The following is a 16,079-nucleotide window of genomic DNA, read 5'->3' as shown; positions in this document are numbered from 1 at the left end:
TATATGTTAAAATAATGGAATAATATGAATAAGGAGGCGAGTCAGTTGAAATATCTATGCTTGAACGGTCCTAATTTGCATCGTCTAGGAAAACGTGAACCAGCAATTTATGGCAGCGAAACTTTACAAGATGTTGCTGAAATGCTTGAGAATATTTTACGTGTATATGATTCAGAGATTGAATTAAAACAATCGAATTACGAAGGTCAATTAATCGATTGGTTATATGAAGCGGAAGACGGGGATATAGATGGTATCATTTTCAATCCTGGTGCCTATACGCATACAAGTATTGCTTTGCGTGATGCGATTGCAGGTATTGATGTACCAGTTATTGAAGTGCATATTTCGAATATACATAAACGAGAAGCGTTTCGCCATCACTCATTTTTGGCACCAGTTTGTGTAGGACAAATAAGTGGTTTAGGCATTTTTGGCTATGAAGCAGCGATCCGTTCATTATTAAAAACACATAAAGGGGACTTATATTAATGGAAAAGTTGACGAAATTAAGAACGTTATTATCCGCTCAAAACATCGATGGTTTATTAATTACAAACCCATATAATTTGCGTTATATGACTGGCTTTACTGGTACTGCGGGTGTCGCAATCATCAGCAAAAATGATGCGGTCTTTATTACGGATTTCCGTTATATGGAACAAGCTGCCAAGGAAATAACACAATTTAGAATTGCGCAGCATAAGGCGACAATGGTAGAAGAAATTGCCACGCAAGTGAAAGAAATGGGCATTTCAAAACTAGCATTTGAAAAAGAAAATATTACTTATGCACAATTCTTACTATACGAAAAATTCATAAAAGTGGAACTTATTGGGGTTGCGGATATTATTGAGAAGATTCGCTTGATTAAGACACCAGAAGAAATTAAAATAATTAAAGTAGCATGCGAAATAGCTGATGCAGCATTTGAACATATTATTAACTATATTAAACCGGGTATTACCGAGTTAGATGTCTCGAATGAATTAGAATTTTTCATGAGAAAACAAGGTGCAACACAATCGTCATTTGATACAATTGTTGCATCGGGTTTACGCTCGGCATTGCCACATGGCGTTGCAACTGATAAAATGATAGAAAAAGGTGACTTTGTTACTTTAGACTATGGTGCACTTTACCAAGGTTATATTTCTGATACAACACGTACAGTCGCAGTTGGAGAGCCTTCTGCTAAGCTAAAGGAAATCTACGACATTGTACTGCAAGCCCAACTCATTGGTGTGAAAGAATTCAAACCAGGGATGACTGGTGTTGAAGCGGATGCAATCGTACGTGATTATATTAAAGATAAAGGCTATGGTGAAGCATTTGGTCACTCTACCGGACATGGTATTGGTTTAGAGGTTCACGAGGGTCCTGGATTGTCACATCGTTCTAACTATGTATTAGAACCGGGAATGGCAGTAACATGCGAACCGGGAATTTATTTACCAGGCATTGGTGGTGTGCGTATTGAAGATGATATTCTTATTACGACTACCGGCAATGAAGTTCTTACACATGCTACGAAAGAGTTAATTATTTTATAATTTAATATTTGGAGGAAATTCAGTATGATTTCAGTAAATGATTTTAAAACAGGCTTAACAATCGGTGTCGATGGTAACCTTTTCCGCGTAATCGAGTTTCAACACGTAAAACCAGGTAAAGGCGCAGCTTTTGTTCGTTCGAAATTGCGTAATATCCGTAATGGTAACGTAACTGAAAAAACTTTCCGCGCAGGCGAAAAAGTTGAAAAAGCACAAATTGACAATAAAAAAATGCAATATTTATATGCTTCAGGTGATAACCATGTATTCATGGATACTGAAACATATGAACAAATTGAATTAAACGAAAACCAACTTGAGTATGAGTTAAAATACTTGCTTGAAAACATGGAAGTACAAGTGATGTCTTACGAAGGTGAAATTCTTGGCGTAACACTTCCAAATACAGTTGAATTAACAGTTGCTGAAACAGAGCCTGGCATTAAAGGTGATACTGCTTCAGGTGGTTCTAAACCAGCTAAAATGGAAACTGGCCTAGTTGTAAACGTACCATTCTTTGTTAACGAAGGCGATAAGCTGATCATTAACACTGAAGAAGGTTCATACGTTTCACGCGCTTAATGTAAAGGCCTCTCATAATAGAGAGGCTTTTTCTTTTAATATAAGTTAGTACCTACTAATAAAATTAATTAATAGTAGTAGCTAATTAACTTCTGTAGTAGTACAGAAGGGGTATTGCTAATATGTACTTGAACTGTAATCGTTTACACTGTTTTTTGATTGGTTAACGAATTGTATATTTTCTTTTTTCAGAAAATTTTGCTTGTACTTCAAGCGTAAATTTGCTGTTTATAGTATTAAAAAATCTGTTTTTTAATAAATAGTTTCAAAAGTTAGAAAAAAGCGATAAAATAAGAGTTGTATTATAATACACACAATAAGGGGAGTTTGAAATGTTAAAAATTCAAGAAATTCGTGAGATTATTAAATTGGTGGATGCGTCTTCAGTAGATGAATTAGTATTCGAGCAAGATAACACAAAACTAAAACTTAAAAAAAATAGTGGACAAACTGTCGTAACGCAATCAACTGTAGCGGTGACGCCAACTATTGAAACACCGGTAGCAGCTCCAGTAGCAGCAAAAGCTCCTGAGGCACCAAAAGCTCCTGAAGCACCAAAAGCGGAAGTAGTTGCTGATGAAAATTTACATAAAATCACATCACCAATGGTCGGTACTTACTATTCTTCACCAAACCCTGAATCACCTGTATTCGTTCAAGTAGGCGATAAGGTAGGCGAAGAATCAATCGTTTGTATCGTTGAAGCTATGAAACTTTTCAATGAGATCGAAGCTGAAGTTACGGGAGAAATCGTAGAAATTCTTGTTGAAAATGGCGAGTTAGTTGAATACGGTCAACCTCTATTCTTAGTAAGAGAAGCGTAAGGGGGATATAATCATGAAAAAAGTATTAATAGCAAATCGTGGTGAGATAGCAGTTCGTGTAATTCGAGCATGTAAAGAATTAGGTATTCAATCTGTCGCTGTTTATTCACAAGCAGATGCCGAAGCACTTCATGTGCAGTTAGCGGACGAAGCTTATTGCATCGGACCTAAATTTTCAGCAGATAGTTACTTAAAAATAGATCGTATTTTAGCAGTTGCAGAAAAAACAGGCTGTGATGGTATTCACCCTGGTTACGGATTTTTAGCTGAGAATGCTGGATTCGCTGAAGCGTGTGAAGATGCGGGGATCACATTTATTGGACCCACTTCAGATTCAATCAAAATTATGGGTATCAAAGACGTAGCAAAAGATACGATGATTGCAGCGGGTGTTCCTACTGTACCCGGATCAAAAGGTTTAGTTGCAGATGAGCATGAAGCGATAATCGTAGCAAAAGAGCTTGGGTATCCTGTCATTATTAAAGCGACAGCAGGCGGCGGCGGTAAAGGTATCCGTGTAGCGCGTGACGAAGCAGATTTAATTAAAGGTATCCAAGTTACGCAAAAAGAAGCAGCAGCAGCATTCGGAAACCCTGGTGTTTATATGGAGAAATTCATAGAAGATTTCCGTCACTGTGAAATCCAAGTATTAGCTGATAACTATGGCAACACAATTCACTTAGGTGAACGTGACTGTACAGTCCAACGCCGTATGCAAAAGTTAGTGGAAGAAGCACCATCACCAGCACTTTCAGAAGAACGTCGCCTGGAGATGGGTGAGGCTGCAGTGAAAGCTGCACTAGCTTGTAATTATCGCGGTGCAGGTACATGTGAATTCATCTATGATTATAAAGAAGATAAATTCTACTTCATGGAAATGAATACACGTATCCAAGTGGAGCATACAATTACCGAAGAAATTACGGGTGTTGATTTAGTTGCACAACAGCTAAAAATTGCATCTGGTGAAAAATTGGTGTATAAACAAGAAGATGTGAAAGTGAATGGTTGGGCAATTGAATGCCGTATTAACGCTGAAAACCCATACAAAAACTTCATGCCTTCAGCAGGTAAGATTGAAAATTATCTAGCTCCAGGTGGTATCGGTGTTCGTGTCGATTCCGCAATGTATGCTGGCTATACAATTCCACCTTACTATGATTCGATGGTTGCTAAATTGATCGTGCATGCAGATACACGTGATGAAGCAATTGCAAAAATGAAACGTGCACTAGGTGAGTTTGTTGTTGAGGGGCCTGGTATTCATACAACAATTCCTTTCCATGAGAAATTAATGAACAACGATGTCTTCAAGTCTGGTGAATTCAATACGAAATTCCTAGAAGAAAATGACGTGATCAATTCTTAAAATGAGAGGGGCAAAATTAATGGCTGAAAAAGAAATTCAATCGCTACCACAAAGCACTCCTAACGGGAAAACTGCTTTAGGCGATATTGAAGTAGCACCTGAAGTAATTGAAGTGATTGCTGGAATTGCGACAACTGAAGTAGAGGGAATCTCGGGTACTAGAGGTACATTTGCAACAGGCGTAGCAGAAAAATTCGGTAAAAAAGTTCATGGTAAAGGGATCAAAACAGAATGGACGGATGAAGGCCTAATCATCGATGTATACTGCACCGTGCAATATGGAGTAGCGGTATCTCATGTAGCGAGAGAGGTTCAACGTCAAATTCGTGAATCAATCGAAAATATGACTGAATTAGCAACAAAAGAGGTTAATGTTCATATTACGGGAATTCAATTTGATCAAGCGACAACTTCAAAAGCTGATTAATGCCCAAAATTAAAGCTATCACAATAAAACATGATTGATCATGTTTTATTGTTTGATAGCTTTTTTTTATGGCTCTTTGTCCATTCATCTAGCGCATAATTTGTGCGTAAATGACGCCGCCTTTTGGTCTTCATTCTCAACTATTGATTAAAAAATCTTTTTAATGGTCATATGGTCTAATCAATTCCCTTTTATTGCCTATAAAGTCATTTAGTAGAAGTTTGAAAATGACAGAAGTTGCTCGTTATTGTCAGACTTTTTAAAAGTTCTGGTAAAGCATATTATGATGGGGAAAAATATGATAGAATAAATTTCATATGAAAATAATTGATACAGCTTACAGCATTCGACTTTTCGAGTATTTGTAATCGTATAAAGGAGCAGTAAAAAATGAAAAGACGCGAAGCGCGTGAAAAAGCCTTACAAACACTTTTTCAACTAGAAAACACTGAATTAACTGTTGAGGAAGCAATCTCACATACTATTGGCGAAGAAGATGTCAATGAATTTTTCGAAGGACTTGTATTAGGTACAGTTGAAAACCTTCCTGCCATCGATGAAGCATTATCTGAAAAACTTGAAAACTGGTCATTTGATCGTTTAGCAAAAATAGAACGTACGATTTTACGTTTATCTGCATATGAGCTTCTTTTCACACCAGAAACACCAAAAAATGTAGTAATCAACGAAGCAATCGAAATTAGTAAAATCTTCGGTGATGAAAAATCAAGTAAGTTCGTCAATGGAGTACTATCAAAATTCTAAGCGATTAGTGTAGCTGTAGTGGCATGTCAAATGCGCTACAGTGACATTTTCGTTAACGCTAATGTGGGAGTGGAGAATATGTCAAACAAACTTATTAATGGTAAAGAAATTGGAGCTCAAATCCGATTAACAATTCAAAAAGAGGTCAAGGAATTAGTGGACCAAGGTATTACGCCAGGCCTAGCGGTCATTTTAGTAGGCGATGATGCTGCATCACATACATATGTTGCAAATAAAGAAAAAGCATGTGCACAATTAGGGATTTATTCTGAACTTATTCGTTTACCAAAAGAAACAACTGAGGTAGAATTGCTCGCGCATATCGCTAAATTAAATACTGATGCGAAAATAGATGGTATTTTAGTACAATTACCATTGCCAAAACATATTGATGAACAACATGTAATTGAATCAATCTCACCACATAAGGATGTTGACGGTTTCCATCCCGTAAGTGTTGGTAAAATGTTATTAGGGCAACCGACATTTTTACCATGTACGCCACATGGTGTTATGAAATTACTACAATACTCCAATGTCGAAATTGCGGGCAAACATGCGGTGGTAGTTGGCAGAAGTCATATCGTAGGCGTACCAATGGGTCAATTGTTATTACAACAAGACGCAACGGTAACATACTGTCATTCTAAAACACCAGATCTTGCCGCAATGACAACGCAGGCTGATATTCTAGTCGTAGCTGTAGGTCGCGCGAAGATGATCAAGGCAGAGCATATTAAAGAAGGTGCTGTCGTTATTGATGTCGGTATGAATCGCGATGAAAATGGCAAGCTTTGTGGGGATGTTGATTTTGATGATGTGTTTGAAAAAGTAGCTGCAATAACTCCTGTGCCAGGTGGTGTTGGTCCAATGACCATCACGATGTTGCTTGTTAATACACTCCAATCTGCTAAAGCAAAAGTAAAGCTAGCGTAAGACAAATAGCTGCTTTTAAGGTAAAATAGTAATATAGAAAGCTGTTTTTCTACGGAAAGACAGCTTTTATATTGTAAAAATAATTACTTCAGAAAATGACACAGTTTCTCGTTAGTAGAAGGAGACGAAAATATGTCAACGAATTATTTAACGGTCCAAGCATTAACGAAGTATATAAAGCGTAAATTTGAAGCGGATCCACATCTTCGTGATGTCTATGTAAAAGGTGAATTATCGAATGTCAAAGTGCATAATTCCGGTCATATTTTCTTTACTTTAAAAGATGACCGTGCACAAATTCAGGCGATTATGTATGCCTCAAGCGCCAGCACATTACCCTTTAAGCCAGAAAGTGGTATGAAGGTGTTGCTACGCGGTGATACGAATGTCTATGAGTCAGCGGGACGCTATCAATTATATGTGAAAGATATGCAACCAGATGGTCTTGGCAGTTTGCATTTAGCGTTTGAACAATTAAAAAAAGAGTTGCAAACACGTGGTTTATTTAAAGAGGAATTTAAGCAACCAATCATAAAATACCCGCGTTGTATTGGGGTTGTTACAGCTCAAACCGGTGCGGCAATCCGAGACATTTTAGCGACATTACAAAGTCACTATCCACTAGCGAAAGTCATTATTTTCCCGGCGCTTGTACAAGGTAAAAATGCAGCAGCAAGTATCGTTCAAGCAATTCATCAGGCGAATGACCATGGAGAGGTTGACACATTAATTGTCGGTCGTGGTGGCGGTTCAATTGAAGATCTTTGGGCTTTCAACGAAGAGCTTGTAGCAGAAGCGATATTTGAAAGTCGCGTGCCAATCATCAGTGGGGTTGGTCACGAAACAGATACAACAATTGCCGATTTTGTCGCCGATATGAGAGCGCCAACACCAACAGCAGCAGCAAAAATGGCTGTACCAGATCAAACGGATTTGATGCAAAAAATACTGTCTATGCAAGCGCGAATTCACCAAAATACACAGGCATTAGTCAAACACGAGAGAGCGCGCTTGAATCGTATTCGTCAAGCTTATCCAATGGTGTATCCAGAACGACTCTATCGTCCGTTCATCGACGAATTATTACGTTTAGATGACCGACTTATTCGCGCCACAAACGATGTGCTACAGAAAAATAGGAGCCATTTGCAGCAACTTGCAAATAGGTTGCAAAATCAATGTCCATTAAAAGAAATCCAATATGAACTAAAAATAGTTGAGCGTCATAACAACGCCTTGCACCATGCGATGCAACAATTGTTGCAACAACAAAAAAACCGCTTTGTGTCGACAATACGTACGCTGGAAGCGCTCAATCCATTGGCGATTATGTCGCGGGGTTATGCAATTGCCTATGATGATCAAGAAGTGATAAAAACTGTCGATTCAATGATGGTTGGACAAACACTGCGATTACATTTTCATGATGGGCAAGCCAATGTCGCGGTGCAATCAATTGACAAAGCACAGGAGGAATAAAAAATGGCTACTAAAAAGCAAAATTTTGCAGATTCAATTTCACAGCTTGAAGAGATTGTCATGAAACTTGAAAAAGGGGAAGTACCTCTTGAAGCAGCAATTGAACTTTATCAAGATGGTATGAAATTGTCACAATATTGCCATGAACAATTGGAACATGCCGAGAAACAACTCGTTACTATTATGGATGACCATGGCGAAGAACACCCATTTACAGATATGGAAAAGGAGTAAAAGGACATGACGGATAACCTACAGCAATTTATGGCCACAGAAATTCCCTTGATGGAAAATACAATGTATGATTTAGTCGAAAGTATTGCAGCGCCAGAATCATTAAAAGAAGCAATGCTCTACTCATTAAAAGCAGGTGGTAAGCGCGTCAGACCCCTTTTCGTATTAGCTGTTTTAGAACATCTACAAGTAGAAGCAAAAGCAGGGTACGCGGTTGGAGCAGCAGTGGAGATGATTCATACCTATTCGTTAATTCACGATGATTTACCGAGTATGGATAATGATGATTTCAGACGTGGCAAACCGACAAATCATAAAATGTTCGGAGAAGCTCATGCTACGTTAGCGGGAGATGCTTTGAACACGTTACCTTTTGGTATTATTGCGCGTCTTGATCATGTGTCAGCAGAAGTGAAACTCGCACTAATCAACCTGTTAAGCGAGACAGCAGGAGCAGAAGGAATGGTTGGTGGGCAGGTCCTTGATATCGAGGGTGAACAACGTCAGCTGACTTTAGAAGAATTAATACGCGTTCATGAAAATAAAACGGGTGCTATTATACGCTTCAGTATCGAGGCAGGTGCACTTCTTGCAGGTGCTACCGAACAACAACGCCAATTACTAGTAGAATACGCTTACCATATCGGCTTAGCTTTCCAAATAAAAGACGATATTTTAGATATAGAAGGCACAACTGAAGAATTAGGTAAAACCGCTGGTAAAGATGAAGCGAGCGACAAGAGTACATATCCTTCGCTATTAACTTTAGCAGGTGCAAAAGAAAAACTAGCACAACATGCTTCAAAAGCATTGCATTGTTTAGCTCAAATTCCTTCCGATAAAAAATATTTAGAAGATCTAACCGATTATATTGTAAATCGTAACAAGTAATGAACCTTAACGCTTTATGTTAGAGGAAACGACTGTTATAATAGTGAAAAAAACATCGTATGATTAATTAATCAATGATATGAAAAGGTGTGTGATGGTGTGGATTTAAATACGATATCTAGTCCATCCTTTCTTAAAAATTTAACAAAAAAACAATTGCAGGAACTTGCTGCCGATATACGTGAATTTTTAATTGAAAAGTGCTCTGGTACTGGTGGACATATTGGTCCGAATTTAGGAGTGGTGGAGCTAACAATTGCACTACATCGTGTATTTAATAGCCCCGAAGATAAGTTTTTATTTGATGTTGGACATCAAGCATATGTCCATAAAATTTTAACGGGTCGTGCGGATCAATTTGATACTTTACGCCAATATAAAGGACTATGTGGTTTTCCAAAACGCAATGAAAGTGAACATGATGTATGGGAAACAGGTCATAGTTCAACATCACTATCGGGCGCAATGGGGATGGCCGCAGCTCGCGATGTGCAAAACAAAAAAAACTTTGTCATACCAATCATCGGTGATGGAGCGTTAACAGGTGGTATGGCTCTTGAAGCATTAAATCATATTGGTCATGAAAAAACGAATATGACAGTTATTTTAAATGACAATGAAATGTCAATAGCGCCCAATGTTGGTGCTATGCATAATATGTTGACTCGCATGCGTACTGCGACACCGTATACAAAAGTAAAAGATGATGTGGAAGGCTTATTAAAACGAATTCCGGCATTTGGTGATCGCTTAGCATCTACGGCAGAACGTTTTAAAGATGGCTTAAAATATTTAGTCGTACCGGGTATGTTTTTTGAAGAACTTGGCTTCACTTATTTAGGACCAATTAATGGTCATGATTTTGATGCGCTAGAATCGACTTTACAAATTGCTAAGCGTACAGAAGGTCCAGTCATTATTCATGTCATCACGAAAAAAGGCAAGGGTTACTCACCTGCTGAAAATGATAAAATTGGTACTTGGCATGGAACAGGCCCTTATAAGATGGAAACAGGGGATTTCGTAAAATCTTCAAATCAAGCACCTGGATGGTCTAAACTTATCGCAGATACGGTTTCTACTATCGCTCGTGAAGATGATCGCATTGTTGCAATTACACCTGCTATGCCAGTCGGCTCAAAACTAGAAAGTTTCGCGAAAGAATTTCCAAAACGCTTCTTTGATGTAGGTATTGCTGAACAACATGCTACAACAATGGCTGCTGGTATGGCAACACAAGGGATTAAACCATTCCTATCAATCTATTCAACGTTTTTACAACGTGCGTATGACCAAGTATTACATGATATTTGTCGCATGAACCTAAATGTTGTAATCGGTATTGATCGTTCTGGTTTAGTAGGTGCTGATGGTGAAACACATCAAGGCGTTTTTGATATCTCATTTTTACGCTCGATGCCGAATATTGTCATTATGATGCCAAAAGATGAGAATGAAGGACAGCATATGGTGAAGACCGCATTTGATTATGATGACGGCCCAATCGCCTTACGATACCCTCGTGGTAACGGCTTAGGTGTAACGATGGATTCAGTGTTAACACCGATTAAAATCGGTACTTGGGAAGTATTATCACAAGGTAAGGACGCAACCATTCTTACTTTTGGTACGACAATTCCAATGGCACAAGAAGCCGCTGCAGCATTGGCTGTGAAGGGCGTTGAAGTAGAAGTGGTAAACGCGCGTTTCATCAAACCACTAGATGAAGATATGCTTCATGCATTATTCGTTGCTAAAACACCGATTGTGACGATTGAAGAAGCGATGTTACAAGGTGGCTTTGGTAGTGCAGTTCTAGAATTTGCAAACATTCATGGCTATGATACATCTCTTGTCAACCGCATGGGGATACCGGATGAATTTATAGAGCATGGTGATGTTGATTTATTATTAAATGATATTAACTTAACGACAGAAGAAACGATTAAACGTATAGAAGCGGTCGTTGAGAAAAAAACGAAGCAAGCGGGTCTAAAAGCATAATGACAAGTAAAGTACAAAAAGAACGTGTCGATTTATTGCTCGTACAACGAGGTATGGTCGAAACACGTGAAAAAGCAAAACGATTAATAATGGCTGGTCAAGTGTATTCAATGGAAGTACGTGTGGATAAAGCGGGTGAAAAAATTCCTGAAGATCAAGAATTATCGATTAAAGGACAGCAGTTAAAATATGTTAGCCGCGGTGGTTTGAAGTTGGAGAAAGCATTAGAAATTTTTGATGTATCAGTAGATGGTAAACTGATGTTAGACATTGGCTCTTCTACCGGTGGCTTCACCGATTGTGCTTTACAAAATGGTGCAAAACATTGTTATGCACTTGATGTTGGCTCCAATCAACTCGCTTGGAAAATCCGTTCGGATGAGCGTGTAACCGTTATGGAAAAAACTAATTTCCGTTATGTAACGGCACCAGATCTTGCTGAAGGTCTACCTGAGTTCACGACTATTGATGTATCGTTCATTTCGTTAGAGCTTATATTACCGGTATTAAAAACAGTTTTAATGCCAGGTGGCGATGTGATTGCTCTTGTAAAACCCCAGTTTGAAGCTGGTAAAGAGAAAGTCGGCAAAAAAGGTGTTATTCGCGATGCGAAAGTACATGTAGAAGTATTGGAAAAAGTAGCTTCATTCGCTACTGAGATAGGTTTTGTTTTAAAAGCAGCATCCTATTCCCCAATCACAGGTGGCGAAGGGAATATTGAATTTTTATTCCATTTATACAATCCGCAGCCTGATGAACAAGTAGAAAGTATTGGTCATTTAGCTGACATTGTAAAAGATGCCCATGCTCAACTAAAATAAATAACAAACGCCCTTATAAAGGGGCGTTTTTTGATTTTACGTTAAAATAATAGTGGTGAAAAATCAACAAGTCTAGGACAAGAATTCTTTGTTAAATTGTGTTGGCAGCTCATACTGCCCTGACCAGAGTCATTTTCTTTATCTTCAAGAAACTGTTTACTAAGGAAGCAAGAATGGATCTATTATTATGTTCTCATACACCCTATAGAAGATAGGATGCTGACGTGATTATTCAACAAAGAAGGCATTTTCAAGTTTTTTTACTAGGTAAATATTGTAGTGTTTTTTTCAATCAATAATAAATGACGGTGTAAAATAATGATAGTAACGAATGTCAAGAGTATAATATCGCATGTTAATTTCTTTTTTTCTTGTCAATTACAACAAATGATGATAACGTAAAGTAGATATAGCATACTTATGCATAGAGGTGAAAAAATGAATAAAAGTCAAAGACATATCCGTATTCGAGATATGATAGCCAACCGTGAAATTGAAACACAGGATGAATTGGTCGATTTATTAAAAGAGGCTGGTTATAATGTGACTCAAGCTACTATTTCACGCGATATAAAAGAGTTACATTTAATAAAAGTACCATTGCAAGATGGTCGTTATAAGTATAGTCTTCCAGCTGATCAACGCTTCAATCCGATACAAAAGTTACACCGTGCTTTAGCAGATGCTTTTGTGTCCATTGACGGTGCAAGTCATTTCTTAGTAATGAAAACATTACCGGGTAATGCGCATGCAATCGGCTCATTACTTGACCATCTTGATTGGACAGAAATTCTAGGAACTATTTGTGGCGATGATACGATTATGATTTTATGTCGCGAAGAATCAATGCGCGAAGTAGTCAAAAATAGATTATTAGAAATGCTTTAAACTAGGGGTGAAGATCTTGTTAAAAGAATTATCAATTAAAAATTTCGCTATTATCGATGAATTAACGGTGGAATTTCAGGACGGATTAACTGTACTAACGGGAGAAACAGGTGCAGGTAAGTCGATTATTATTGATGCAGTTCAACTTTTAGCAGGAGGTAGAGGCTCTCAAGAATTTATCCGTCATGGCACGAAAAAGGCGGAGCTTGAGGGTCTATTTACTTTGTCTGAAGGTCCGCATCCAGCGTACGAAAAATGTGCTGAATTGGGTATTGAAGTAGATGAAGGTATGATTATTTTACGTCGCGATATTAATGATAATGGTAAAAGTGTTTGCCGTGTAAATGGCAAGTTAATGCCAATTGCGATGCTGCGTGAAGTAGGGGCTACATTAATCGATATTCATGGTCAACATGAGTCACAGGAGTTAATGGATGATAAGCATCATATTCATTTATTGGATCAGTTTGCATCGGATGAGTTATTCGTAGAAAAAGAAGCATACATAAACCAATATGAATCATATAAGCAGCTAAAAAGCGAACTTGCTGCCCTATCATTGGGGGAGCAACAAATCGCACAAAAAATCGATTTGTTTTCTTTTCAAATAAAAGAAATCGATGAATGCAAGTTGCAACCAAACGAAGAAATGACATTAGCTGAAGAACGCTTACGCCTCAATAATTTTCACAAAATATTTGAAGGTGGTTCTCAAGCGCATGAAGCCATTTTAGGTGAGTCAAAGGGCTTGGATAATATTGGACAAGCGATGGCAGATCTTGATGACATTTCAACAGTTGATGAAAATTTTAAAGAGTATGCTACGACCGTTACTGACGCTTTTTACGCTTTACAAGAGGCAGCATTTTCTGTCAAAAATAGATTAGATGAACTAGAATTTGATGCAGAACGCTTAAATGAAGTGGAACAAAGACTCGCCGTTATTCAAACGTTAAAACGTAAATATGGAAATACGGTGGAAGAAATTTTAGCATATCGCGAGAAGATAGGAAGCGAACTAGAAACGTTAGAAAATAGCGATGAAAATATTCAACGCAATGAACGAAAACTACAAGAATTAGCAAAATCATTAGCGGTTACAGCGAAAAAACTCACGATGATCCGTAAAGAAAAGGCTGTGCAATTAAGCGAGAAGATAATGATACAATTGAAGGAATTGTATATGGAAAGAGCGCAATTTTCAATTCATATTGAACCATTAGCAAATGATAATTTCGACCAAAATGGTCAAGATACAGTGGTATTCTACATTTCTACAAATATCGGAGAACCACCAAAACCATTGACGAAAATAGCTTCTGGTGGAGAGATGTCCCGCGTAATGATTGCATTAAAGACCATTTTTTCAAGTACAATGGGTATCACATCAATCATTTTTGATGAGGTGGATACGGGCGTGAGTGGTCGTGTTGCACAAGCGATTGCGGATAAAATTTCCATGATTTCTGTTAGTTCACAAGTCTTATGTATCTCTCATTTACCACAGGTTGCAGCGATGGCAGATCATCATTACTATATTAAAAAGCAAGAGGAAGACAATCGAACATTTACTTCATTAATGGAATTACTTAATAATGATCGAATTGATGAAATAAGTCGTATGATGTCAGGGCAAATTGTTACCGAAAAAACATTCCAGCATGCAAAAGAATTAGTAGAATTAGCGAATAAACAAAAATTATTATATTCCAAAAATATAAAATAATAATATGATATAATGAATAGTTGTTAGACAAACTGTTCATTATGTCTTTTTTTATGTATTTCCAAATAATTTCCAAACAAAAGTTTGGGTTTTTAAAGCCCAAAAAACTGTTTTAAGTTAAAAATTTCATTTTTTAATAATTTTTCAAACAATTGTTTCGCCTTCATTGCGACAAATAGCATGTTTTTTTATCGTAATATTTGTTACAATAGAACAAAGTAAAGATGTATTTACAATATTTATTATAGTTGTATTGAGGGAGGTAATGAAATGACACAAGTTAAAGTAGCGATTGCAGATGATAATCGTGAACTCGTTGCGACGTTAGAAACATTTTTAACGCGTAATGATAACATTGAAGTAATACATACCGCTTCAAACGGTAAACAGTGTTTAAGCATGCTTGAGGAGTCCATACCAGATGTTTTAATATTAGATATTATTATGCCTCATCTAGACGGCTTAGCAGTATTAGAAGAAATACATCGCGATGATCGATTAAAACAAATCGAAGTTATTATGTTAACTGCTTTTGGTCAAGAAGACGTTATGAAGCAAGCGAGCGATTTAGGGGCAGCCTATTTCATGTTAAAGCCATTTGAATTTTCACGCTTGGAAGCGAAAATTATTGAATGTGCTGGTAGACGCGAAAAAAGAGCAATGGATCATGGTACTGAACGTTCTTATAGTGTATCTGAAAATGCCGAAATGGCTTCGAATTATGGTGAAAAACAAACAATTGATATGAAAATCACAGCTATCATTAAAGAAATTGGTGTGCCTGCCCATATTAAAGGTTATGGATATATGAGAGAAGCCATTTCAATGGTCTATAATGATGTCGAATTACTTGGTTCGATTACGAAAGCATTATATCCTGCGATTGCAACTAAATTTGAAACGAAACCAACGCGTGTTGAACGCGCGATTCGCCACGCTATTGAAACAGCTTGGGCGAGGGGGAATCATGAAGCTGTATCCAATTTATTTGGGTACACTTCACATCATATGAAACAAAAACCAACGAATTCAGAATTTATTGCAATGGTCGCTGAAAAATTACGCGTCGAAGTTAATGTTTAAGAAATAGTAAAGTGAAAGCACTTTTTTGATGGAATTATACCATTGAAGAGGTGTTTTTGCTTTTTGTTCAATGAGGTTCATACGATTATAAATAGCTGCGGGGAATGCGTATGCCAAAAAATATAAGAACTTTCTTTGATTAGATGAAAGGGGTAATTTTCCAATAATATATTTAAAAACACACAATGAAATGAGTGCAACTAGCACTAGAAAGCTATTTTGCTTCATTCCTTTTTACAGTACACATCCAATCATTTTCATCCTGTTAAAATAATAAAAATAGGTTGTAAGTAGTAAAATGTTTAGTAACTAGAATAGAGTGAATAATATTACATATCTTACTAATTATACAGATTGACATTATATAGGTAATACTAAATAGTCCACATTCATTTTATTCTCTGTAGATTAATGGTAAAGTATAATAATGGAAGATTATTCATAAATATAGGATAGGATAAACAATAATAGTAAGGTGCAAAAGTCCCTAAATTGTA

The 16,079-nt window shown here is 37.2% G+C and carries 16 protein-coding genes; all 16 read left to right on the top strand.

Annotation, left to right across the window (positions count from 1 at the left end; translation table 11 throughout):
• Nucleotides 1-45: 45 nt before the first annotated feature.
• The 16 genes from aroQ to spo0A all read left to right on the top strand — a co-directional run bounded on the left by aroQ (nt 46) and on the right by spo0A (nt 15,582).
• Nucleotides 46-492: a type II 3-dehydroquinate dehydratase gene (aroQ, locus tag DEX24_RS07860; protein WP_109305873.1), complete on the top strand. Its 447-nt coding sequence runs from the start codon at nt 46-48 to the stop codon at nt 490-492.
• A complete protein-coding gene (locus tag DEX24_RS07855; protein WP_109305872.1) occupies nt 492-1,553 on the top strand; it encodes a M24 family metallopeptidase in 1,062 nt (353 codons plus the stop codon). Before aroQ ends, DEX24_RS07855 begins: the two co-directional genes overlap by 1 nt.
• A gap of 24 nt (nt 1,554-1,577) precedes the next feature.
• Nucleotides 1,578-2,135, top strand: a complete 558-nt coding sequence (efp, locus tag DEX24_RS07850) for an elongation factor P (protein WP_109305871.1) — start codon at nt 1,578-1,580, stop codon at nt 2,133-2,135.
• Between the two features lie 332 nt (nt 2,136-2,467).
• A complete protein-coding gene (gene accB / locus DEX24_RS07845) occupies nt 2,468-2,959 on the top strand; it encodes an acetyl-CoA carboxylase biotin carboxyl carrier protein (protein ID WP_109305870.1) in 492 nt (163 codons plus the stop codon).
• A gap of 13 nt (nt 2,960-2,972) precedes the next feature.
• The gene (gene accC / locus DEX24_RS07840; RefSeq protein ID WP_109305869.1) at nt 2,973-4,328 is read left to right on the top strand and encodes an acetyl-CoA carboxylase biotin carboxylase subunit; all 1,356 of its coding nucleotides are present in this window, start codon (nt 2,973-2,975) and stop codon (nt 4,326-4,328) included.
• A 19-nt stretch (nt 4,329-4,347) separates the two neighbouring features.
• Complete coding sequence (locus DEX24_RS07835; RefSeq protein WP_109305868.1) at nt 4,348-4,755, top strand: Asp23/Gls24 family envelope stress response protein; 408 nt, start codon at nt 4,348-4,350, stop codon at nt 4,753-4,755.
• 390 nt (nt 4,756-5,145) lie between these two features.
• Complete coding sequence (nusB, locus tag DEX24_RS07830) at nt 5,146-5,520, top strand: transcription antitermination factor NusB (protein WP_109305867.1); 375 nt, start codon at nt 5,146-5,148, stop codon at nt 5,518-5,520.
• A 78-nt stretch (nt 5,521-5,598) separates the two neighbouring features.
• Nucleotides 5,599-6,456, top strand: a complete 858-nt coding sequence (folD, locus tag DEX24_RS07825) for a bifunctional methylenetetrahydrofolate dehydrogenase/methenyltetrahydrofolate cyclohydrolase FolD (protein ID WP_109305866.1) — start codon at nt 5,599-5,601, stop codon at nt 6,454-6,456.
• 132 nt (nt 6,457-6,588) lie between these two features.
• Nucleotides 6,589-7,935 carry an exodeoxyribonuclease VII large subunit gene (gene xseA / locus DEX24_RS07820; protein WP_109305865.1) on the top strand — a complete coding sequence of 449 codons (1,347 nt, stop codon included), beginning with the start codon at nt 6,589-6,591 and terminating at the stop codon, nt 7,933-7,935.
• Nucleotides 7,936-7,938: 3 nt separating this feature from the next.
• Nucleotides 7,939-8,169: an exodeoxyribonuclease VII small subunit gene (locus DEX24_RS07815; RefSeq protein WP_109305864.1), complete on the top strand. Its 231-nt coding sequence runs from the start codon at nt 7,939-7,941 to the stop codon at nt 8,167-8,169.
• Nucleotides 8,170-8,175: 6 nt separating this feature from the next.
• On the top strand, nt 8,176-9,060 hold the full coding sequence (locus DEX24_RS07810; protein ID WP_109305863.1) for a polyprenyl synthetase family protein: 885 nt from the start codon (nt 8,176-8,178) through the stop codon (nt 9,058-9,060).
• Nucleotides 9,061-9,159: 99 nt separating this feature from the next.
• Nucleotides 9,160-11,064 (top strand): 1-deoxy-D-xylulose-5-phosphate synthase, encoded by a 1,905-nt coding sequence (gene dxs, locus DEX24_RS07805; RefSeq protein ID WP_109305862.1) that lies wholly within the window; start codon nt 9,160-9,162, stop codon nt 11,062-11,064.
• Nucleotides 11,064-11,885, top strand: a complete 822-nt coding sequence (locus DEX24_RS07800) for a TlyA family RNA methyltransferase (RefSeq protein WP_109305861.1) — start codon at nt 11,064-11,066, stop codon at nt 11,883-11,885. The genes dxs and DEX24_RS07800 overlap by 1 nt, the downstream gene beginning before the upstream one ends.
• Before the next feature lie 438 nt (nt 11,886-12,323).
• Nucleotides 12,324-12,773: a transcriptional regulator AhrC/ArgR gene (gene ahrC / locus DEX24_RS07795; protein ID WP_109305860.1), complete on the top strand. Its 450-nt coding sequence runs from the start codon at nt 12,324-12,326 to the stop codon at nt 12,771-12,773.
• 16 nt (nt 12,774-12,789) lie between these two features.
• Nucleotides 12,790-14,499 carry a DNA repair protein RecN gene (recN, locus tag DEX24_RS07790; protein WP_109305859.1) on the top strand — a complete coding sequence of 570 codons (1,710 nt, stop codon included), beginning with the start codon at nt 12,790-12,792 and terminating at the stop codon, nt 14,497-14,499.
• A 270-nt stretch (nt 14,500-14,769) separates the two neighbouring features.
• Nucleotides 14,770-15,582 (top strand): sporulation transcription factor Spo0A, encoded by an 813-nt coding sequence (gene spo0A / locus DEX24_RS07785; RefSeq protein WP_109305858.1) that lies wholly within the window; start codon nt 14,770-14,772, stop codon nt 15,580-15,582.
• Nucleotides 15,583-16,079 lie beyond the last annotated feature (497 nt).

Origin of the sequence: Kurthia sibirica (assembly GCF_003143975.1) — a bacterium.
Classification (GTDB): Bacteria; Bacillota; Bacilli; order Bacillales_A; family Planococcaceae; genus Kurthia; species Kurthia sibirica.
The sequence above is the reverse complement of the archived record's forward strand: the minus strand, read 5'-3'. Positions and strand labels throughout refer to the sequence as shown.

Coding starts and splice junctions, on each gene's coding strand:
- DEX24_RS07855 (WP_109305872.1), top strand. CDS start 492: ATGGAAAAGTTGACGAAATTAAGAACGTTATTATCCGCTCAAAACATC.
- efp (WP_109305871.1), top strand. CDS start 1,578: ATGATTTCAGTAAATGATTTTAAAACAGGCTTAACAATCGGTGTCGAT.
- accB (WP_109305870.1), top strand. CDS start 2,468: ATGTTAAAAATTCAAGAAATTCGTGAGATTATTAAATTGGTGGATGCG.
- accC (WP_109305869.1), top strand. CDS start 2,973: ATGAAAAAAGTATTAATAGCAAATCGTGGTGAGATAGCAGTTCGTGTA.
- DEX24_RS07835 (WP_109305868.1), top strand. CDS start 4,348: ATGGCTGAAAAAGAAATTCAATCGCTACCACAAAGCACTCCTAACGGG.
- nusB (WP_109305867.1), top strand. CDS start 5,146: ATGAAAAGACGCGAAGCGCGTGAAAAAGCCTTACAAACACTTTTTCAA.
- folD (WP_109305866.1), top strand. CDS start 5,599: ATGTCAAACAAACTTATTAATGGTAAAGAAATTGGAGCTCAAATCCGA.
- xseA (WP_109305865.1), top strand. CDS start 6,589: ATGTCAACGAATTATTTAACGGTCCAAGCATTAACGAAGTATATAAAG.
- DEX24_RS07815 (WP_109305864.1), top strand. CDS start 7,939: ATGGCTACTAAAAAGCAAAATTTTGCAGATTCAATTTCACAGCTTGAA.
- DEX24_RS07810 (WP_109305863.1), top strand. CDS start 8,176: ATGACGGATAACCTACAGCAATTTATGGCCACAGAAATTCCCTTGATG.
- DEX24_RS07800 (WP_109305861.1), top strand. CDS start 11,064: ATGACAAGTAAAGTACAAAAAGAACGTGTCGATTTATTGCTCGTACAA.
- ahrC (WP_109305860.1), top strand. CDS start 12,324: ATGAATAAAAGTCAAAGACATATCCGTATTCGAGATATGATAGCCAAC.
- spo0A (WP_109305858.1), top strand. CDS start 14,770: ATGACACAAGTTAAAGTAGCGATTGCAGATGATAATCGTGAACTCGTT.